The 20,830-nt window shown below is 62.3% G+C and carries 17 protein-coding genes and 1 pseudogene; 7 read left to right on the top strand and 11 right to left on the bottom strand.

The window, feature by feature from the left end:
* Positions 1-9: 9 nt before the first annotated feature.
* Together ACIPV5_RS03315 and ACIPV5_RS03310 are read left to right on the top strand one after the other, a co-directional pair.
* Entirely contained in the window at positions 10-930 is a 921-nt protein-coding gene (locus tag ACIPV5_RS03315; RefSeq protein WP_400339714.1) for a metallophosphoesterase, read from the top strand.
* A 682-nt stretch (positions 931-1,612) separates the two neighbouring features.
* Positions 1,613-2,146, top strand: a complete 534-nt coding sequence (locus ACIPV5_RS03310) for a hypothetical protein (RefSeq protein ID WP_400339711.1) — start codon at positions 1,613-1,615, stop codon at positions 2,144-2,146.
* A 121-nt stretch (positions 2,147-2,267) separates the two neighbouring features.
* Here the strand turns inward: ACIPV5_RS03310 and ACIPV5_RS03305 are convergent, their stop codons facing one another.
* The 3 genes from ACIPV5_RS03305 to ACIPV5_RS03295 all read right to left on the bottom strand — a co-directional run bounded on the left by ACIPV5_RS03305 (position 2,268) and on the right by ACIPV5_RS03295 (position 4,518).
* Positions 2,268-2,882, bottom strand: coding sequence for an HAD family hydrolase (locus ACIPV5_RS03305; protein ID WP_400339708.1), 615 nt, complete (start codon positions 2,880-2,882; stop codon positions 2,268-2,270).
* 40 nt (positions 2,883-2,922) lie between these two features.
* Positions 2,923-3,501 (bottom strand): hypothetical protein, encoded by a 579-nt coding sequence (locus ACIPV5_RS03300; RefSeq protein WP_400339705.1) that lies wholly within the window; start codon positions 3,499-3,501, stop codon positions 2,923-2,925.
* A gap of 93 nt (positions 3,502-3,594) precedes the next feature.
* Positions 3,595-4,518: a DUF2510 domain-containing protein gene (locus ACIPV5_RS03295; RefSeq protein WP_400339703.1), complete on the bottom strand. Its 924-nt coding sequence runs from the start codon at positions 4,516-4,518 to the stop codon at positions 3,595-3,597.
* 219 nt (positions 4,519-4,737) lie between these two features.
* On the opposite strand from ACIPV5_RS03295, the gene ACIPV5_RS03290 reads away from it, so the two are divergent.
* The gene (locus tag ACIPV5_RS03290; RefSeq protein WP_400339701.1) at positions 4,738-5,817 is read left to right on the top strand and encodes a hypothetical protein; all 1,080 of its coding nucleotides are present in this window, start codon (positions 4,738-4,740) and stop codon (positions 5,815-5,817) included.
* Here ACIPV5_RS03290 and ACIPV5_RS03285 read toward each other — a convergent pair.
* The 3 genes from ACIPV5_RS03285 to ACIPV5_RS03275 form a co-directional block, all read right to left on the bottom strand.
* A complete protein-coding gene (locus ACIPV5_RS03285; protein WP_400339698.1) occupies positions 5,807-6,217 on the bottom strand; it encodes a (deoxy)nucleoside triphosphate pyrophosphohydrolase in 411 nt (136 codons plus the stop codon). The genes ACIPV5_RS03290 and ACIPV5_RS03285 overlap by 11 nt on opposite strands.
* Positions 6,218-6,354: 137 nt before the next feature.
* Positions 6,355-6,603 carry a zinc-binding dehydrogenase gene (locus ACIPV5_RS03280; RefSeq protein ID WP_400341236.1) on the bottom strand — a complete coding sequence of 83 codons (249 nt, stop codon included), beginning with the start codon at positions 6,601-6,603 and terminating at the stop codon, positions 6,355-6,357.
* A 227-nt stretch (positions 6,604-6,830) separates the two neighbouring features.
* A complete protein-coding gene (locus tag ACIPV5_RS03275) occupies positions 6,831-7,397 on the bottom strand; it encodes a hypothetical protein (protein WP_400339696.1) in 567 nt (188 codons plus the stop codon).
* A 491-nt stretch (positions 7,398-7,888) separates the two neighbouring features.
* On the opposite strand from ACIPV5_RS03275, the gene ACIPV5_RS03270 reads away from it, so the two are divergent.
* On the top strand, positions 7,889-8,785 hold the full coding sequence (locus tag ACIPV5_RS03270) for an FRG domain-containing protein (protein WP_400339693.1): 897 nt from the start codon (positions 7,889-7,891) through the stop codon (positions 8,783-8,785).
* A gap of 172 nt (positions 8,786-8,957) precedes the next feature.
* Here ACIPV5_RS03270 and ACIPV5_RS03265 read toward each other — a convergent pair whose 3' ends face one another.
* Genes ACIPV5_RS03265 through ACIPV5_RS03250 form a run of 4 tightly spaced genes read right to left on the bottom strand, consistent with a single transcriptional unit; the run spans position 8,958 to position 16,081 of the window.
* Complete coding sequence (locus tag ACIPV5_RS03265) at positions 8,958-11,501, bottom strand: DEAD/DEAH box helicase family protein (RefSeq protein ID WP_400339691.1); 2,544 nt, start codon at positions 11,499-11,501, stop codon at positions 8,958-8,960.
* On the bottom strand, positions 11,494-13,176 hold the full coding sequence (locus ACIPV5_RS03260; protein WP_400339688.1) for an Eco57I restriction-modification methylase domain-containing protein: 1,683 nt from the start codon (positions 13,174-13,176) through the stop codon (positions 11,494-11,496). Before ACIPV5_RS03260 ends, ACIPV5_RS03265 begins: the two co-directional genes overlap by 8 nt.
* A complete protein-coding gene (locus tag ACIPV5_RS03255; protein ID WP_400339685.1) occupies positions 13,173-15,422 on the bottom strand; it encodes a DUF262 domain-containing protein in 2,250 nt (749 codons plus the stop codon). The genes ACIPV5_RS03260 and ACIPV5_RS03255 overlap by 4 nt, the downstream gene beginning before the upstream one ends.
* A complete protein-coding gene (locus ACIPV5_RS03250) occupies positions 15,419-16,081 on the bottom strand; it encodes an N-6 DNA methylase (RefSeq protein ID WP_400339683.1) in 663 nt (220 codons plus the stop codon). Before ACIPV5_RS03250 ends, ACIPV5_RS03255 begins: the two co-directional genes overlap by 4 nt.
* Before the next feature lie 231 nt (positions 16,082-16,312).
* Between ACIPV5_RS03250 and ACIPV5_RS03245 the strand changes: the two genes are divergently transcribed.
* The 3 genes and pseudogenes from ACIPV5_RS03245 to ACIPV5_RS03235 form a co-directional block, all read left to right on the top strand.
* Entirely contained in the window at positions 16,313-17,314 is a 1,002-nt protein-coding gene (locus ACIPV5_RS03245) for an SDR family NAD(P)-dependent oxidoreductase (protein WP_400339680.1), read from the top strand.
* Positions 17,315-17,557: 243 nt separating this feature from the next.
* Positions 17,558-18,112, top strand: a complete 555-nt coding sequence (locus tag ACIPV5_RS03240; protein ID WP_400341234.1) for a protein NO VEIN domain-containing protein — start codon at positions 17,558-17,560, stop codon at positions 18,110-18,112.
* 55 nt (positions 18,113-18,167) lie between these two features.
* Positions 18,168-18,587, top strand: a pseudogene (locus ACIPV5_RS03235) (SDR family oxidoreductase); the annotation flags it as partial.
* A 9-nt stretch (positions 18,588-18,596) separates the two neighbouring features.
* Here ACIPV5_RS03235 and ACIPV5_RS03230 read toward each other — a convergent pair.
* The gene (locus ACIPV5_RS03230; protein ID WP_400339677.1) at positions 18,597-20,636 is read right to left on the bottom strand and encodes an RNA-binding domain-containing protein; all 2,040 of its coding nucleotides are present in this window, start codon (positions 20,634-20,636) and stop codon (positions 18,597-18,599) included.
* Positions 20,637-20,830: the final 194 nt, after the last annotated feature.

Raw genomic sequence — 20,830 nt, 5'->3', positions numbered from 1 at the left:
GGAAGAGAAATGATCCTCACCGAGCACTCTCGCCCATCGCACACCTTCGTGCACATCTCCGATACGCACCTTCCCGGTGAACGCGCGCCGCTGTATGGCAGTGGGGCGGATGCCGATGCGAACCTTGCGTCTGTGCTCGCCCGGTTGGTGTCTTCCGGGCTTCGCCCTGACGCGCTGCTGTTCACGGGGGATCTCGCGGATCGGGGTGATGCGTCGTCGTATCGGAGGTTGCGGGAGTTGGTGGCACCGGCGGTTGAGGCGCTGGGGTGTGAGGTCGTGTGGGCCATGGGCAACCACGACGAGCGCGGGGCGATGCGGGCGGAGTTGGGGCTCGATCTTGAAACGCCGGTGTCCGGTATCGCAGGTGCCGGTTCGGATGCTGTGGTCGAGGTGCGGTGGTTCGGTGGGATGCGGGTGATCGTGCTGGATTCGACGGTTCCCGGGCAGCACTGGGGGCGGGTCGATGAGGCGCAGCTGTCGTGGCTTGCGGCCGAGTTGGCCACGCCTGCGCCGGAGGGGTCGCTGCTGCTGATCCATCACCCGCCGCTGCCGACCGTGCTCGACCTTGCGGTGACGGTCGAGCTGCGCGAGCAGGCGGCGCTGGCTGCGGTGCTAGCAGGGTCAGATGTGCGGGGGATCCTGTCGGGGCACGTGCATCACCCGTCGTTCGGCACGTTCGCGGGGATCCCGGTGGCGGCCGCGTCATCGAGTGCGTACGGGCAGGATCTGGCTCAGCCGGTCGGGGCTACGCGTGGGCAGGATGCCGCGCAGGGGTACAACCTCGTGCACGTGTATGAGGGGACGATCGTGCACTCGGTCGTGGGGCTCGAGGTCGGGGCGGATGTGGGGGAGCCGGTTGCGGCGGATGAGGCCGGGAGGCGGATCGCCGGGCGGGGGATCTCTTGGCGGGAGCGCCCCTTCGCTCCCTGAGCGGGTCGGATGCGTCTCGGGACGCGAGGCGGTCAGAATGGTTGGGCCATAGTCACACGGATGGCAGGGGCTGTGCCCTGGTCAGCCTTCCGTCAGCCGCCGACGAACCCGGACATGACAACAGCGAAGCCGGCAGCTTCGCACGCAGCCGCGAGGTCCGCGGTGGGGTCATGCGCTCCTAACGCGAAGGCCCCGAGAAGCGATTGCCCATCAGGAGCCGCCTCTTTCACGGCGTCGACCGCGTCAGCTATTGACCCGTGGTCGGCACTAGGGGTGTTGCTGAGAACCCGAGAGGCGAGGTCCGCCCACCGGTCCAGCTCGTCCTGACTCATGCGATCGGTTTCGAACGCGGCTAGCGAATTGTAAAGAATGGTCCGCACGTCGCCTAGCGCCGCACAGGTTGCTTCATCATCTGCGGCAGTCGACGTCGGCGTCGGCGTCGGCGTTGCTGTCCAGGGCTGTGCCGTCGAGGTCTCGTCCCCTAGGTTCGGGGACGAAGCGCAACCGGTCAGACTGCCGAGCACCAAGACGACGAAGGCGGCGCCATAAAGCGGGAGGCGGCCGGTTCGAAGGAGCAACATGGCTTCAACTTACTCGTCCGGCCGGCAGCGGCAGGACGCCGTGAGGGTAGAGGATGTGCGGTAGCTGGTGTCGTAGTGCAGGCATTGGATAGCGTGCGGTCATGTGGAAACGCACGAACGTCCTCACGGTCGCCCTCGTCTCTGCCTTCTGCACTGCAGCGCTCGTCGGGTGTACGGCCTTGGCTCCAGAAGCTGTCGAAAAATCAGCGACGGTCACAACAGCGGATGGTTCAAGCGCGGAGCCAGGGCCCAGCGGGACGCCAGCGCCCGAAGAATCGCCGGAATGCCGGCTGCCCCGCGGCGATTCCACGATCTTGAGCGATGAGCTGCTTGATGTGGACCTATACGCGGCCATGGCCGATTTCGGCGCGCGGGCGGGAGCTGAAGGCACAGTGAGCTACGCGGAGGATGGGACTCTCGCTTCGTACTTGGTCGCACCGGGGGATTCCAAGAATGCAATCCGCGATCGGCTCTGCGTTGGGCACTACTCGTTCGAGGCGCTGAATGCGGTTCGACGCGGCAGCTTGCACTCGGTGGAGCCGACGAATCAGGCGTACCTGACACCGCTGTATGCGGGCGACACGCTGAACCTCAGCCCCTACACGATCGCGAGCGTCGGAGACGTCAAACGGTGAAGTTCACTCATACGACACCATGTTGATCCTGCCCCCACAGCGTTGAGACTCCAACGGCCCTGCCCCGCAGCGGGCGGTAACAGGCAGATCAGTGGCCCCAAGACCGCGCAGAGTCAACCACCTACGCATCACTTCGAGCCGTGCGAAGTGCTCCCAACGCGCGCAGTGACTCCCGAAGTCCCGCCACTCCCGTGAAGTGATGCGTCAGCATCCCGAGCTCCTCCGCCCCGACGAGCTTGCTCGCCGAATCATCGGTGAAGAACACCTCCTGCGGTGCGAGCTGCAGCTCATCGAGCACGTGCTGGAACGCCCGCGCGTCGGGCTTCGTCCACCCGATCTCAGCGGAGTTGAAGACAGACTCGAAGTGAGAGCCGAGGTTGATCGAAGCGACCTCGTCCGGAATAGTGTCGGTCCCGTTGGTCAAGATCGCAGTGCGGATGCCGTTCGCTCGCAGTTCATCGACAAGGTCGAGCACCTCCTCGTCGACGCGGAAGGGCTGACTCCCCCATCCATCGGCAGCCTCAGCGTTGCCGAGCTCTTCACCGATCCGCTCAACCCACTCGCGGCGAGAAATGCGCCCGGTCGTCACCTGTTCGAGATGGTGTGGAGCGAAGGCGATGGCCTCGATCGAGCCTGGGTCGAGTTCGTGAGCTCGCTCAATGCTGGCAACGTTCTCGGGGTCGAAGTGGCGGACGACGCCATCGAGGTCGAAGAGCACAGCTCGGATGGGAGGCATCGGATCACCATACTGTCCGCCGATCCGCTCACGACAACTCTCAGATGGACCGAAGTCGCTGAAGCTTCGCCGAAGCGAGGCTATACGCCTCCCGCCCTGACAAGTTCGGCGCGGGGACGCGGATAAGCCCGTAGCCCATTGCGGGTGCCACGAGATCCCTCAGGAGGTCGTTGTACGCGCGCTGGCGCGCTCGCCCGAAAGGACCCGGGAAACCCTTCGCCGTCTTGGAAGCGCGGTACTTATCGGCCACCGAGCTCCACTCTCGACAGAGATCGAGGTACTCGGCCCCGATGTCGCTTGCAGCGCCTAGACCCTTCCGAATGGTCAGTGCTCGGAACGAAGTGAAGTGCTGGACTTCGTCGACCTCAACCATCGTTCCTGACGCCACATAGAAGAGGTCGCTCGGAAGAGTGCGAAGTTGCTTTGATCGTTGTTCTCGCTCGTCGCCCCCGAGTTCTTCGAACACTCGCTGCAACGCGGGCTGACCAGCCGCAGCCTGCGGCGGGAGTTCGAAGTGGCCGTGCGTGTTCAGCCATTCGACCCGCGGCATGCGGACGAGTGCAATTCCGTCAGCACTTGCCATCGCAGATACCGCAGCTTCGACTTCACCGACGGGCATAGCGTTCCTTCCTCGTTCTCACTGCTCGGAGTGAAGCGAAAGGCTCCGACCCGGTTGATCGCGGGGTCGGAGCCTTTTGGCCATGGAGACGAATTACGGCTGAATGAATGCCTCATCAGCGAGGATGCCAGGCTGCACCCGCACGAGGAAGGTCTCCCCGTCCGGCACGAGGAACGCCTGCGATCCGGTCGCCGAAGCGTCGGTGTACAGCTCGTCGAGGCCCATACCGTCCGTAAGCACCACGAGAGCGTCATAGCTGTTGACGACGTTCCCGGTCGAAGTGACGAGGTCGAGCATCACCTCGGCCGCGTAGCTAGAGTCAGCACCCTTGTACGTCACCGTGTAGTTGACGATCACGTAGTGCGAGCCTGCCGGAGCCGGCTCGTTGAACTGGTTCGCCTCGGACACGACCGCGTTTCCGTCGGGGTTCACCGAGTTGACGACGACACTCCAGTCGCTGTTGCTGATCTCCGTCCCCACCGGAGCCGGGTTATCGCGGGAGCCCTGAGCGGCCTCCGCAGGTGCCTCTTCGGCCGGTTCCTCGGCTGCGTCCTCCTCGGGCTGCTCCGACTCGGGCTGGCTGACCGTGGTGTCGCCGCCTCCGAATGCGTCATTCGCCGCGTTCGCGATGACTCCAAGGAACACGACGACACCCACGATAGTTCCGATGATCGAAACGATGAGTCCGACGATGCCGAGCCACTTCTTGTCCCCCTTGAGGAACAACGAGACGATGCTCAGCACGAAAGCGATCGGCAGCAGAATCCAGCCGACGATCAGCGCGCCGGGGATGCAGGCAAAGATGAAGCCAACGGCCGCGACGATTGCGGACACGAGGGCGAGGACATTGAGCTTCTTCTTCGTAGCAGGCTCAGTGAAGGCAGGATCGAGGGGCGCGATGGGAGCCCGAGTCTCGGCCTCGTCGGCGAAGTTCCCCCATTGCTGACCGTCCCACCAGCGCTGACGGCCAGAGCCGTCGTCGTACCAGCCGGCGGGAGTTTCAGTCGGTGTTGTCATGCGCTCATCCTGGCAGAATGCTGTGAACGATTCGGGCGGCGTTGCGTGTTCGTTACACCTCACGGATTTAGCCGCTTGAGCCGGACGCCATCGAGATCGAAGAGCACGGCCCGGGTTGGAGGAATCGCGTCACGATAGCGGCCCTCGTTCGCGTCTACCCCGCCCTATGCAGGACAGAGCAAGAGCGCGCGATTCTGGCATATCGATATGCTGCGAATCGTGAGCACTACTCCGGCCCAGCTGTCGCTAGAACTAAATCTCAACCAGCGGCGCATCCGTGATGAGATGCTGATGCTCTATGGCACGCTTCCCGAAGGCGTCACCCGCTGGGAGCTCGACGATGTTCAAGCCGACGCCGTTCGGTCTCGACTCGGCCGCCGGCCTGAAGACCTCAATCCGAGGATCTGGACGTTGGAGATCGGCGACACGGTCCAACGTCACCAACTTCACGCGGCCTACGGCGGGCAGCAGCAAAGCGGGATCATCACGCCCAAGTCTGTCCGGGACATCCTTATCGTGACACATCCGGGGAGGGGCGACCGACACGGGTATGGAGAGTACGAGGGGCTCCAGGCGGATGGCTCCTTCCTGTACACAGGCGAAGGACAGTACGGGAATCAACGCTTTGTTCGCGGCAACCGCGCCCTCAGGGACGCTGTGCAGAACGACCGGCCTATCCGTCTGTTCACCAAGCGGGGCACGGAAGTCACTTACGTCGGGGAGTTCACCACAGGGGAACCCGCCTACAGCGTCGAGAAAATCCGCGATTCCGATTGGACGCTCCGCGACGGAATCATCTTCAAGCTCGTTCCAGTTGACGCTGACACCGAAGCACTAGAACCGACTTCTCCGGCTGGGGCAGAGGAGCACCAGGCGACCGAGTGGACGGCACCGGAAACTTCTCCCTACGTTGTCGGCGCCCCCTCCGTCATCATTGACAGAGAAGTCCCCCGCATCGAGTTCGAGCTGCAGCGAGACTTCGGGAATTGGGTAAAGGGCCGCAGCGAGACACCACAGCGGCTTCGCCTCCGCGCTTCGGGCGCAACGATCGAACCCGATATGTACGTCGAGGAGTCGGGATGGATAGTCGAGGCGAAGAAGTCACCGGCGCGTGAGTACGTGCGCACCGCAATCGGGCAGGTGCTCGACTACGCCCTCCTGGCTCGCGAAACCGGCCGAAGCGCTGTTCCAGTGGTCTTGCTCCCCAGCCGACCTGTCGCGCACCTCGAGCGATTGCTGTCCGAGTTGGGAATCATCCTGATCGTCCGAGACGGTACCGGTTTCGAGATCATCGAGTAGGAGTAGAGCCCGCGAGCTCTGCTACCGCGGGCAGATCCGGCGCGGCCCAATCAAGACCCGACAGTTCTCCTGGGCTCAGCCAGCGAAGTTCGTCATGATCGGAGCTGTTCGTGGGCACGTCACCACGTAGCTGCGCGCGAAGACAGACGAGTCGGATGATGTTGTTACCAACTGTCGTATCGTCAGTGCGTAGTGGGCCGACCACGTCGATGGCGGTGCCGAGCTCTTCCTGAATCTCCCGCACGAGGGCCGCTTCGTTGGTCTCGCCCGGTTCGATCTTCCCGCCGGGGAACTCCCACTTCCCACCGGCTGCTTTCTCGGGCCGACGACGGCACGCAAGAAACATGCCCTCGTGCTCGATGACAGCAGCAACAACCTCGATAACGCGACCCTGACTCACGGATGCCTCCGGGAGCACGCTAACAGGGTCACGACCTCCGCAGGCTTCGTCGAGAGAAGTACTGGGCCGCGTTGAGCGAGCGCAGCGGCTTGAAGCACGTTGCGCCCTCAAACACGGTGAATCAGCGCGACTTGGAGTCACGGGACGACGATGACCTTGCCCGAGATCGGCCCCTCAACCGCTTCCGCGTGCAGCGCCGGAAGCTCGGTCAGCGGAATGCGACGAGTCACCTCGAGGGTGAGCACTCCGCTGTCGACGAGCGACACGAGCTCCGCGAGCTTCTCTGCATCACTCCGGACGAACACAACCACAGACGTCACCCCACGGTCGGCGTCATCCGGTGCCGGCATCCAGGCGGTGCTGGCGCAGGTGTTCCCCGGGCACATCGCAGTCGTGCGAGGGTTGTTGTTCGAATCATTGGATGAGGGGGACGTCGAGGTGCTGGAGCGGGTGATGACTCGGCTGAACGGGCATCCGCGGGCAAACCCGCCTCGGAGTGCTGGGGGGCGAAAGCGGAAGAGCGTGTAACCCATCCGCGTAGCGTGTTGGTCAGCGCAGCTAGCAGCCGGGCGCGCCTTTCCCTGCACAGATACGCGAGACTCAACTGGATCTTTCACACGTCGAAGTTGAGCGTCTCTTTCATCTCGGCATCGGCGCGATACAGTGCCTCCCATAGCGAGTCACGTTGGTACTTGTAGGTGTCGTGTCGCAAGTAGGCGCTCATTGCACCCAGCCCCTCAGACGCGAGACCGTGTGCCAGCGAGCGCAACGGGAAGTTGGAGTCGCCTGGATCATCACCCTCCCCCGAGTACTCGATAACAAGACTCAGGAATCGGACAATCTCGCCGATCTGCTCGCGTGGCTCATGTTCTGGAATCAGTTCGGCGAGAACTCGAAACTCGCTTCGTCGCTCCGCTGTCCAGATTCCCTGCCACACGCTTGACCACCACGGACTACCTCCATTGCTCGAGCCGACTGGCGCAGAAAGAACGTCGCGCTCCAAATCAACGAAGGCACGAAAGAGAACCCTCGCATCATCCTGCGCATCGGCGCGCCGAGCATCGGCGAGCTGATTCTGCCGTGCGATCTCATCGCGTGCGACTTGCGCCTCCGCGGCCTTCACCTGACCGCGAAGAGTGAAGAGGCCACCGAGCACCGCACCGAACAGCGCGGCGAGCACCGTCCGTACCCACTCCCAGACCGCGTCGTCCTGTACCCAGTCGAAAAGGTGATCCCAAGACAATCCTGCCCCCAGTCGGTCGATGTCTGCCGCCTGTCGATCAGCGGAACAACTCGTTCGTCTGATGCCTAGGTCGCTCGCAGTAGTCCGGTCGTAGTAGATGCGCGTTCCTCAGTTCCCCTCACACTGGGATCGGCCGCGCGGATCCGTCGCATCGACAGCCAGCTTGACGCTCTTCCACCGTAGCCTGCCTCCCGGAGCCTCGGAGAAGGGATTCGAGAGTTTCGTCGAGTCGAGTCAACTCCTTCCGGACTTGATCTTGACCTACTGTTTCACGCCAAACGCTCCGGGATGGCCCGCTGCCGTGATTGCAATGTGTGGGCAACTTTTGCGCGTTCTTGTTGAAGTTGCAAGGTCTAACAACACGGAATCAGGTTGACGGCGAGGACCACAAGTACGCGAGGCTTGCGTGGCGCGATATCGTTGCAACGATGCCGACCGCCGAAGAGTTTTTTGCCCCGTGGGAGTCCGTGGCTGCCCCCATCAACGGTTGGGCCACCATGATGGAGCAAATCGATCGAGTGCATAGCCGCGTTGGCGAAGACAGAACTCTCGCATGGCGAGGGCTGTCGCGAGCGTCCTACACGGCGCATAGCACTCTCTATCGTCACCTCGCTGCGGCGGGTGGGCCCGTCGACGAGGACGACATGGTGCGATTCGAGACGAAAATGTTGGAGGTAGCGCGAACACGGTGGAGGTTCGACGATCGCAGTGCTCTCGAAATACTTGCGCAGTTTCAGCATCTTGGTGCCCCGACGCGTCTGCTGGATGTAACCTTCAACCCGCTCATTGCGCTCTGGTTCGCGGTCGAGCCGAAGTACGCCGCCGGCAAGCAGGTCGCGGACGTCGACGGTCGTCTTATTGCGTTTGACGTAACTGACCGGCAGATCCAGCTCTCGAGCGAGTGGGGCGGGCGTGATATTCCTTGGGCGTCCCCGCCCGACGGATGGCGTATCGAGCTTCCGCGAGTGTGGCGCCCTCCCGCGTACAACGAAAGAATTCCGGCTCAGGATTCGGGCTTCTTGCTGGGGGGCGTCCCAGGGTCGGGAAACAGTCGATTCTATCGGAAGCGACCAGGAGATAACACCCACATTCCCCCATGGCGCCTCGGCGAAGCTCGCGCAGTTACATCCGTGCCCATGCGGATGTACTCGCTCGACTCCCCGACTTATCCACGGTCGAAGCCAACACTGACCATCCGAATCCCGGGCCCAGCCAAGAAGGATATTCGCAATGTACTTGACCGCCGCTTTGGCATAAACACGTCTTCGGTGTACCCGGACATGTATGGTCTGGCGCAACGAGGGTGGCTCGAGCTGACCTACTGAGTCGCCCGCCGGGAAGTTCGGACCGGATTTGGCGCGGCTTCGGGAGGATGGATGCCGCAGGCGCTTCTTGTGGCGCGGAAGTTCGCTAAGCCGCCACCACTCCACGTCTCGAGTCGCTCGACGATTCGCTCTGCATGCGTCATCGAAATCAGCTTCGCCTACCCGGTCTCCGTTAGCTCTCCACGGCGACCACGGTGTCGTATAGGCCGATCCTTTTTAGGCCGTCATACGACGCGATGCCGGTGTAGGACAGCGATGCGTCCTCGTAGCGGCGGAACGCGAAGACGGCGGCATTCATGTGAGCGGCGTTGAACACCCCAAGCGAGACCAGCAGATCGAAATCCTCGACGGTGAGGCCGGTCACGGTCTTGAAGAGGCCCGGCTCGAGCTTTGTGATGACGTCCTTGAGCGTGTTCTCGCGATAGTCGGTGAGGTACATGAAGGCCGGAATCCTTGTCGCGAACTTGATCAGCTTCTCCTGGATCTGCTTTCGCTTGGACTTGTACTCCCTCTCCTCGTCGGAAAGCTCCTTCTTTTCCGTCGGGGTGAGATCGCCCCCCTTCGTCTTCTTCGTGCTCTTCACAGACTCGGACTTGTTGACGACGGTCTCGAAGACTTCGCTACCGAGCGCGCGGAACCCCTCGATGTTCATCACGGCCGCCATTGCGGCGGCATTGCTCATGATCTTCTTGAGCGTCTCATTGTCGACGTTAACAAGGATCGCCGACTCCCACTTGCGCGCCAGCAGCGTCGCCGACGTTCCAGCCATCGCGAAGTCGAGGATGCTGCCGGCGTCGACCTGAATCATGTTCGCTCCGTCGTAGGCGAGAACCGGAAGGAACGCGACGAGATCCTCGACGGCGTGCTCCGAGTTCGGCTCCCCCGGCGAGAGGCCGATGCCGTAGTCGGCTAGTTGTTGGAGTGCTCGTGTCGGGGCGAAGTCGAAGACGAAACAGACCGGCTTGAGGATCTCTTCCTCGTTCGGGTCGTCGCCATTCGGATTCTTGATCGACCACGGCGACTGGACACGGAACGCCGCCTGAAAGTAGGTTTCCGGCGACTTGAGGTTACGGAGCATGAGGATGGACGCCCACTGAGGGACGGTGACGCCGGTCGTTAGCTTGCCGCAGGAGAGCGTGATCGTTTTCGTGTCGAACCCGGCGCCGATCGCCTTCCGAACCGGACGGAGGGCCTCGAGCCCGATGCCCGCGCCAGGGCCCGCCGCGTTCAGTACCGTATATTGACCCCAGTACTGCACGTTTTGCTTCTCGGCGAGGAGATTCGCCATCGCATGGCAGGCGGCGACATTCGGCAGGAACCAGAACGAATGCTGCAGATACGGCAGCAGACGCACATCCGAGTACGGGAACGGCGGACGGCTGCCACCCTTGAGCGCGTCGATAGACGTTGGTAGATGCTGGCCGCGGATGATGTCGAGCCACTTCTGGACGTCGTCTTTGTTCTTAAACCAGGCGTTTGCGCCAACGCCGGTGGCAGCGAAGAAGGCGTTGAGGTCAAACTCCCCGAACTCACCTTCGTTCGCGACCGCAATCAGGTCGTCCGGCATCTGGTAGGTGAACAGCCGCATCTCCGGTAGCGCGCCGTACGGGTTCCACTTGCCAGGATGCTTCTCGGCGAAGTTGGCTTTTGCACTCTGCTCGTCGGTGTAGGTCCAGTTGAAGATCTGCTCCTCGATGAACTCACCCGTCGCCAAAGCTTTGAAAGGGGTGCCTGAGAGGTACAGGTAGGCCCGGGTCGTGATCGGTAGGAAGTCCTTCTCGTCGGAGCCGAGCTCGTCGAGCTCCTCATCGAAGGTTTCAAGCCCCTCGCCATACTCCCCGGCGAGCTCCTTGGCGGCTTCCTTGTCGTCCTCTCCCTCGAATAACTCCTTCGCGCTGTCCCGCCAGGCGCCGTAGTGGTATTCATCGAAGATGACGAGATCCCAGTTGATGGCGTGGATCCACTCGTTCTTGGCCTTGATCAGGCCGGTGCTCTTGTCACGGCCGAGGAGGTCCTGGAACGACCCGAAGTAGACGAGCGGCTTCTTTTTGTCGACGATCGAGAGGTCGACGCCGGACGACTTCGACACGTACTGCCAGCCGTCGAAGTCTTTATGCGAGAGCAGGTCGGAGGCCCAGGCATCCTCGACGGCCGGCTTGAATGTGACGACCAGCACCCTGGTCGCGCCAAGCCGCTTCGCGAGTTGGTAGGACGTAAACGTCTTGCCGAAGCGCATCTTCGCGTTCCAGAGGAACCGCGGGACCGCGTGCATGTCCTCTTTCCACAACGAGTGGAAATAGTCGAACGTCTTCTCGACGGCACTGCGCTGCTCAGGCCGCATAGGGAACGTTTCGTGATGAGTTCCGCTCATCACTATGCCCTCACGCAGCTCGGTAACGGCGGTCTGCACGTCAGCGACCCCGCACTCCATCCACTCCAGGATGGGGTTCGCGAACCCCTTCGCCTTCAGTCGTCGGCGCACATCGTGGTCGCGAAAGAACGTGCCGTCGCCCCGCACCGCCGACTCGTCAACCTCGATGGTGTAATTGTTCACGGCCGCGGTTTTCACCTGCTGCGCGACCCGGGTCTTCACGTCTTGCGTAGTCTGCCCGACCTTCAGCCAGCCCGAATGCTGCTTATCGTGGATCGCGTACGCGTAGATCCGAGGCTGCCCCTCGGGCCGCTCCGGCATCAGCTCATCGAGGGGCTTAGTCATCGTCGCCCTCATCGGGTATGGCGGGTTCGTCGCTCGGTCGTTCTGCGATGAGCGACTCGATGAATGCCACCTGGGCGGCGTCGATCTGATAGCGATCAAAGAGCGCCGTGTCGCTCCACTCACGATCCATCGGCAATAGCGGGACGAAGCGGTAGGAGTCTCGCGTGATGTTCTGAGTGATCTTCCGCAGTGAGACTAAGAACCTGACGAACCGAGTGCGCATGTACGAAGCGAGATTGCGGGCCTCCGCCTCTGACTGGCACACACCGATCACGAGGTAGGTCTCCGTACACGCGGAACCGGGGCCAGCCACAATCGGCTCCCCGAGGATCGTAACGTCATCTCGGCCGCTGGTTCCGTGTGCCTTGACCAGCAGCACTTTCCACTGATCAACCCAGTCGACGTGGCTCCTAATCGCGCTGCGCTCCAGATACGACCTTTGCTGGTTGCCGTAGATGAGAATTGGATCTTTGATGCCGTCGGGAGTTGTTTTTCCACGCTGATTCGTCAGACCGAACGGCCTCCTCGCAGAGACCCGATGCCCCAGACTCGGCTCACGCTGCCCGTCGACACGGTACTCCGCCACTTTGTCGAGAATCAGAACGGCCTCATTCCGGCGCACCAGAACGTCATAGGCGCTCAGGTCGCGGACCGCGGGCTCACCGATGACTTCGTCACCGATCATCGTCACGACCTCGCAACCACCAGTGTGATCCCGCTCCCACAGCCAGTACGAGACGCCGCCGCGGATCTTCACGCCGGGGAACACGTCGTAGAGCTGCGGGTAATCGACGAGCTTGGCGAAGTGATGGTCCGCGAGCATGCGATCCCGGAAGTCGTCGAGTCCCTTTCCTCCAGAGAACCATCGTGAGGGCGTGATCATTGCAACGTAACGCGGCTCGAGGTCGAGGGCGGCTTCAACGAACAGGTTGTAGATCGGGGTAGCAGATGCCCCTCCACCTCCACCGCCGTCGCCCAGCTGGTACGGCGGGTTGCCGATCACGACGTCGAACTGCATGTCAGCTCCGAAAAGGTCGGCGACGAGCGTCTTCACGTCGTCGGTGTGGATGAATGCGTAAGCGTGGGACTCCAGATCCCCGCCACGCGCGTACTCGGCTTCAGTCGCGCCGCAATACTTGCAGCGCCCGGTACCGATGACCTCGACGGTGATCCCGTGACCGTTCGTCGGGTGAACCTGCCTGTCCTTCTTTCGGCCCGTCCAGGTGTGCTCGGTGCGGTCGAACCAGATGTTGCCCTGCTCATTGGTGAACGACTTCGCGACCGAGTGTTTGCCGTTCGCCCACTTTGAGCAGTACAAGCTGCGGCGGGCAAGCATACCGGTCAGCCGAGTGATTCCGATGCCGAAGACCTGCTTCGTCAAAATGTGATCCACCCTGTCGTGCAGATCAGGTATCTCCGTGACGAGACCTGCCGTGAGCCGCACCGTAATCTCTCGGAGAAAAATCCCGGACTTCGTGAACGGATCAAGGAAGGTGACCTGTGAGTCGGCCCAGATATTTGCTCCGTCATGGGAATCCGCCCAGGCAACAGCGATCGCGTCGAGCATCCTACTAGCGACCTCTGGCGGAGTGAATACCTCGTCGTTCGACAGATTCGCGATGCAGGTCAGCACATCCGGGTTTCGGCCACGGAGCGCGAATGTCGCCTGGGTCATGCGTCCTCAACTCCGGCCGGCGCCCAGGCCGCGATTCCCTGCTCCCGTCCCGGACCGGGTGCTTCGACGAACATCGCGGGGCTCTGCTCTACCGGGTCGTTCTCCGGGGTGTCCTCGCCAAGACGCTCGAGGTACTCGGTGCGGATGTTAGCGAGGCTCTTGCCCGTCAGCACCACCTCCCAGAACGTCCAACCGTTGATATAACCAGTGAGTCCGCCGGCGACACTGATCGCCTTGGCGGCGCCGGAGGGCGTGTCGTACGGAGTGTCCTTGACGAAGATTCTGCCGTCCAGTCCGACAGCGGCTTCGACGTCCGCCAGAGCGGCCGATCGCGCCCGAAGCACCGCCCCAGCTTCAATCAGGCCATCGGACACGAGCTGCGCAACGTCCACCGATACGCTCGCGACAGCACTCCGCTGAGTAGTCGGTAGCCCCACATGCCCAGCCGGGACGGGCCAGATTCTCTGGATCGCGGCGATCAGGCTGCTCGTCCGCCTCGTAATTGCCGACTCATTCCAGTCAAACCCTGCCATAGACAGGGCTTCGTTGGTGAGCAGCACGTCGTTGATCTCGTGGAAGTTCGTCACCTTGCTCGCCCAAGACCCGTTGGACACCTTCGTGTTCAACTTGCCGGTGACGAGTGTGAGGTTACCAAGTTCGTGGACTTTGCGATCGCGGACCGTCTCCTGCTCCGGAGTCAGATCCGCCGGCCAGTTCGCCCGCCACTTCTGCGGCATTAGATGTTCGACCGTGCCGGTCGCGCGGGTTATGGGACTCATGGCGTATTGCTTCCCGGTTGGGTAGCCGCGCTTGTCGTCCTCCAACGCCTCAAGGATCATTCGGAGCCTCGCGCGGAGGTACTTGTTATACGCGGGAGCATCCAAGAGGGCGGCGGCGACCTCGTCATCGTCTGGCCAGTAACCGACGGTCGTGTTGTTGCTTGCAAGGTACGCCTCCGTGGCGTCGGCCAGCCGATCGTGCGGCAGCCGACTGAGATGCACCATCAGTTCGATGATCAAGCGATTTGCGCCCTGAGACGGCGCCTTCACGATCGCTCGGCGCACAAACCAGCTTTCGAGCAACTCCAGGATTCTCCGCCTGTCGACGGCGGGGATGTCTACCTGACCTTTCTCGTCAAGCCAGATCAGCAAAGGGCGCACGACCTCCGAATCGAGAGTCCCGACTCGATAGCTGAACAGCTCGTCCGGAGCGAGCACACCACTCGGCGTCTGCGAGCCCTCCATCACGGCACGGTACTTGTCGGCCGCGCGCTTGATCTCCGGCAGCAGCGTACCGAGCGCCCCCGTCCCGTCCGCGATATAGCCGGTCACGTAAGCCTTGAACTCCGTGAAGAGTTCGCGGATTGGGAAGTCCGCCAGCAACCGTGCGCGCAGCCAGTGCCAGAGGAACCACGATGCGCGCGGGTGCGTGACGCGGCCAGCGGTGACGAGCGTGACCCACCAGGGGGTCTCGAGCTCGGCCCAGTTGGTGGTGTAAGCCGCCTCGACATGACCGTCGGACCCGACATAGTTCTGGAAGACGAAGTTCTTGATAAGGTCTGCCGCGCTAAGCGGCTCGCCACGAGCATTCAGCGTCTCGAAGATTGCCTGGGCGTCCTCGTTGAGGTCGAGTCGTATGCTGACGATCTCGAGTTGGCCGGTGATCGCGTCGACGAGCAGCTTTGCCTTGAGGTCCACGTCGTGATCGCACCCGAGCCAGGTAGCGATCGAATCGCTGAAGAATCGGTGAGCTTCGGACAGGCGGGAGGCGACGGCTGTGCCGTAGTCTACGGGCGAAACCGCCGACATGACGGCTTCGAAGCCGGCACGGTCATGGTTGGTGGGCCAGACCTTGAAGCGGTCTTCGGGCTTCTGACAGAACGCCGCGGGGTTCTCAATCAGCGGCTCCACCTGAGCCGCGAGGGTTGGCTGCCCCTTCGCCATGAGCTGGGCATGGAGCGCGTCCAGGAGGATCTGTAGTGTCGTAAGGCGCTGTTGCCCGTCGATGACACTCCACTCCTGCATTGTGCCGAGGGTCAGTGGGAGCTGCTGAACTACGAACGCGCCAAGGAAGTGCGTAGCCGTCGGATTCTTCGTCGCGAGCACTTCGGTAAGACGGACGATGTCTTGCCAGAGTGGTTCCCATTGCCGCTCCTTCGACCAGACATACGGTCTCTGGAAGAGCGGAACGACCAGCCGAGATGGTTGGTAGAAGACCTCGCGCGGGTTGACCTTATCCGGCTTCATGCTGCGAGCTCCTCGACAGTCATCTGGGGGTACGTCTTCGTGGGCGCGAAGATCTCGTGCTCATCCAAGTGTTGGAAGAGTGAATCCTCCGCCTGGAACGCTGCGCGCTGAGTGAGATTCTCGTACTGGAAGTCGCGGCGCTGAAACCTGCCGCGACCGAGATATGCCCACTCGGGAAATACGATGGGTTGTCCTGGCGAGTCCGGTGATGCCCCGACCGTAGTCATTTCGAGGGCGTTGCCCTGCACAATGTTCGCGGTCAAGACAGCCTCCGCTGCTCGATACCAGGAATCTCCGGTCACCACACCCACGTACGTCGCGAAGACCTTGACCAGGTTCGCGCGGCACTCCACGACATTATCGGCGAGCAACTCGATGCCGTAGATACACATGAGCCCGAGCAGTGCGTGGTGCCGTTTCTCGAAGTCGCTCTTGCCATAGCGAGCCTGCACAGTAGCGAGCTTGCGCGCGAGCACTGCGACGAGGAAGTTCCCTGAGCCGCACGCCGGCTCAAGTACGCGGGAGTCGATTCGCTCGGACTCGGCCTTGACGAGGTTCAGCATGTCCTCGACCATCCAGCCTGGCGTGAAGACTTCCCCATGATCCGCGACACGCTGCTTCGACTTCACCAGCCGCGCGAAACGATGACCGTCCGTCATCGCTGCTCCTTCCCCGCACAAAGGCATGTTGTTGCGTTGCCCCGCCCTGTTCCAACCTACCGGCCGTGGGTGACACCACGCACGGCCTCCGCGCGGTGACGCCTTTACGCCTCAGAAGAAACCAAGATCGGCTTCCCTCCGACATCCAGACACCCAGCGCTCGGGCGCGGCGCCCCATAGACTGATAAGTAAACGCACCGTTGCGAAACCCAAGCCTCAAGGAGCTCCACCATGGCCCTCACCGCACACTCCACCATCGGCGACTGGATGAACGACCCGACCGGCGGGCCGCTCATCCGCGCACTCTTCGAGCAGACAGGCGCTGACCCCGAGCTCCTCACCCCCGTGCTCGGACTGCCGCTGCAGCAGCTCGTCGCGATGAGCCAGGGCGCACTGCCGCAGTCCGTCGTCGACGACCTGGTGCGCGCAGCCAACGGCGGAGAGATCCCCGAGGCCGATGAGTCCGAGGGCTGGACAGAGAAGCCCACCACCGGTCGCTTCGCCGGCAAGACCGTGATCGTCACGGGTGCAGCATCCGGCATCGGCAAGGCCACCGCATCCCGCATCGCCCGCGAAGGCGGACGCGTCATCGCCTCCGACATCGCCGCCGACAAGCTCGACGCGCTGAAGGCCGAGCTGCCGGACGCCGACATCATCACCGTCGCCGGAGACCTCACCAAGCAGGACGCGATCGACGCCGTGATCGCCGCTGCGGGCGACCGCATCGACGCCCTCGCGAACGTCGCCGGCATCAACGACGACTTCTCCCCCGCAGGCGAGACGACGGATGCCGTCTGGGACCGCGTCATCGCCATCAACCTCACCGCCCCGTTCAAGCTCATGCGCGCGGTGCTGCCGATCATGGAGAAGGCCGGCCGCGGCTCGATCCTCAACGTCTCCAGCGAAGCGGGTCTGCGCGGCAACTCGTCGGGCAACGCCTACACGGCCAGCAAGCACGGCATCATCGGCGTCACGAAGTCCGCGGCGTTCATGTACGGGCCGAAGGGCATCCGCGTGAACTCCGTCGCTCCGGGCGGCGTCGCCACCGGCATCCCCATGCCCCCGAACATGTCGGAGTACGGCTCCGGCCGCCTGGCCCCGTTCCAGCAGGCGATCCCGACGGTCGCGACCGCCGAGCACCTCGCGGCGTCGATCACGTTCTTGCTGTCGGACGACGCCGTGAACATCAACGGTGCCGTGCTGGCATCCGATGGCGGGTGGTCGGTTCAGTAACCGCGCCCTGAGTACCGCGGTCGACAAGCTCGTCCATCTCATGCGTGTGGAATATCGGAATACAGTGGATGCATGCAGTCGTGGAGGGAATCGATCGTCGATGCACTGCGCGCGCTCGGTGGAGAGGGGCATTACCAGGAGATCTACGCGGTAGTAGCCTCGCGACGCCCCGTCCGTCCAAGAACCTGGCAAGAAGTCATCCGCCGGACCATTTAACAGTCATCGTCCGATTCTGCAGCATTCATCGCTCGCAACGGCGACGTCTTCTTCTCCGTCGACAGGATTGGCCGAGGTCGCTGGGGGCTTCGAACTCGCCTCGATGGAGGCTCTGACGGGGCAAGCTCGATCGCAGAGAGTTCGCCCTCGGGACAAGGCTTCTCTGTTGACTCTGTCGTTCGAGTCGCAATAGAGAAGCATGCTGTCTCGGTCGCGATGGCCCATTTCAGGTCGCTGGGGGCTGTGGAACTGACCGAAGTAGGCAAACCCTACGATCTGAGGAATACGCTCGACGGTCGAGAAACCCATGTAGAGGTCAAAGGTTCCAGCCGGGCCCTGAGTGCCGTGACCTTGACGCGCAACGAAGTGACCCACGCAAGAGCCTTCCCAGGCACTCAATTGTTCGTGGTCGATTCGATCGAGATCGAGACCGACCAGGCTGGGCTCGTCACGACGTCCGGCGGGCGAGTGCGCGTGTGGCGCGACTGGGTGCCGTCCGACGACTCGCTAGATGCGACCGTGTACCAGCACACCCTTCAACGAGGGAGGGTCGATCACCTTGCCGTCAACCTTCCGCTGTGAAACCCGCGGGGTCACGCCGCGCGAGCGAGCGTAGCGAGAACCGCATGTCACGAAGTCCGCGGCGTTCATGTACGGGCCGAAGGGCATCCGCGTGAACTCCGTCGCACCGGGCGGCGTCGCCACCGGCATCCCGATGCCCCCGAACATGTCGGAGTACGGCTCCGGTCGCCTGGCCCCGTTCCAGCAGGCGATCCCGACCGTTGCGACCGCCGAGCACCTCGCCGCTTCGATCACTTTCCTGCTGTCGGACGACGCGGTGAACATCATCGACGCCGTGCGGGCGTCGCATGGTGGATGGTGGATGGTCGGTGCAGTAAGCACCGCCACTCGCGCTGCAGTGGATGGCCACGGTGGATACGGGGATGGCTACGATGGATACGGGGATGGCGCAGTTCATCACTTCGTGGTCGAGGTTGCCCTCAGTGGCTGGCTGGCTGGCGCAGCGCGTCCTATCGCCCGTGCCAAAAGCCGCTAATCCGCCCGGCTACTTCCTCGCGAGGAAGGCTGCAATCTCTCTTCCGCCAGTCACCTTGACCGTCTGATTTCCGACTCTGCGGTAGGCAATCTCGTTGTCGACCCAAGCCGCGCCCACGACCGGGGAGACAGTCACTCTCGTTACGCATTTCCCGCGCACGGTGATGAATCGAACACGAACGGAGCTGGCGACAAGCTCCTTGTCAATTCTCTCTGCGAGCAGGTTCATGAGCAGCCATCTCTCATATCGGTCCAAGCTCCCGTCGAATACGGCGAGGTCTCGGTCCATCCCAGACACAGCCCCTGAATCCGTAACACCGATCAGGAGGTCGCCGCCTTCCGCGTTCATGAAGCCGGCGACTGTCTTGACGACTGCCTCTTCGATAAACGCAGCCTTCTCCCCGGTTCGGATATCAATCCGACTAGTTTCCTTGAACTCAAGGGTGAGAGACTCCGGTGACGCGATCAGGCGGCTAACTTCCTCAACGGACGCATCCTGCGCGGACATCGGCAGCGCAGGGGTGTTCGGCGCACCGCCTAGAGCCTGCAACGCGGTCAGAGTCTCAGTGGGGACTACCTTGTCCTGCTGCCGTTCGAATAGACCCAGCGCGATCAAATCATCTGCTGCCTGGTGGGCATCAGCATCCGCGGAGATCCAGTCAGAAAGCTCTGTCTCACTAAGCCCTTGGTCCAAGAGGTCGGCCGCCGCAGGATGGTGGTTTCTCAGAGCCGAGACGATTCCCCTCCACGTGACCGCCGCCTGATGCGACCAGTCATCTGCGACCTGACGGACATGATCAAGACTGATCGACACCCGGTCCGAGTCAATGTCGTGGTCGAGCGGCAGCAGAGATCGAGCGTGGGCTGCTACGACGGCTGCGAGGTCGCGGACGAAGTAAGGGTATCCACCCGTCATCGCCTGCGCGGCATCAATGGCGTCCTCTTGCCAGTCCAGCAACATCGCGCCACCAAGATCGCGCAGAAGCTTGGCCGTCTCCTCACCTTTGAAAGACGTCAGATGGACACTAGCCACCTGTCCAAACATCGGGTTGTCCACGGAGTTGTTGTCATCCAGAGAACTTCGTTGAAACATGCGGTTGGCGACACCGCTGAACACGAGGGACACGTTCTCCCGGGATTGGGCTGCGGACCTCAGAGCACCGAGCAGGTTTCGGACGGCGTTCGGGTTGACCTTCGCGATCGCAGCAGCGCTCTCCACCTCGTCGACGGCAACGACAAACCGTATACCACCGTTGCGAGAGGCCACTCGTTTGATTCGATCGGACAGCCTAGTTAGTGTCATGTGCTCGGTTGATCGCTCGGATTCCGTCCCGATCCAGACGTCTATGCCCGCGTCCTTCGCACGCTTTAGATCCTCGTTGAGGTTAGAAGCGATGGAGCCCGCGAGCTCATCAATGGACTTTTCATCCAGCATCTGAAAGTCAGCGATCGAAACGACAACCCGGCGGGTGAGTAGTTGTCTCCGTAACTCTCGGAGGACAGAAGTCTTACCCGAGCGCCGGAGTCCCAGAATCGCGATGTTCTGGTCCCCTTGGATTGCTGCTGTGATGTCTCGGAGCAGGCCAGAGCGACCAAAGAAGTCGTCGCCAACTACGGGGTTCTGTGTTTGGTACAGGTCCCTGTCCCCGAGGCGCTCGCGCAGCCCGCGAGCGATCGAAGCACGAATCTCAGTATCGCTCGTGTTGTGTGCATCGACAGGCACCAAGACAACTTCGCCCTGCGAGTCACGCTGCCACTCAGCCAGCTTTTGTTTGATCTGCGGGTCCGGCGAGACAACCATGATGGCCTTCCGCGAGGCGGTGTACCGCTCCGTGCCGCCGTGCTCAAGTTGAAGCGTGCGCACAAGTTTGGGTGTGCGCAAGGTGATCGCGTTGAAGGTTCGCCTTTGGAAGTCTGCCCAGGGGGTGAAGTACCAAGCAACCTCACCATGGATGCTGAACCGTCTTTCGAGGTCCGAGCCCAAGCGTCCGAGGGTGATTCCCGAGTCCTTTAAGTCGGGGTCCTCCTTCAAAGCAGCCAGGAAGAACATGGGGACGGGATTTGTAGTACTGCGCAAAGCACTGTCGACGGCTTGTGCAACTGGAAAACGTGAGAAAAACCGGTCGCGCACATCTTGCAGCCCCATCACCACTCCATTCATTGTGGCGAAACTAGAGCCGCCTCCGTCAGTATGGCCCAGCGTATCGGCGGATCTGCAACTGTCGTCCGTCCGTACGCTACTTG

It is taken from the genome of Microbacterium sp. NPDC090014 (genome assembly GCF_044748285.1).
Classification (GTDB): Bacteria; Actinomycetota; Actinomycetes; order Actinomycetales; family Microbacteriaceae; genus Microbacterium.
This window is presented reverse-complemented; position numbering and strand designations above follow the sequence as displayed.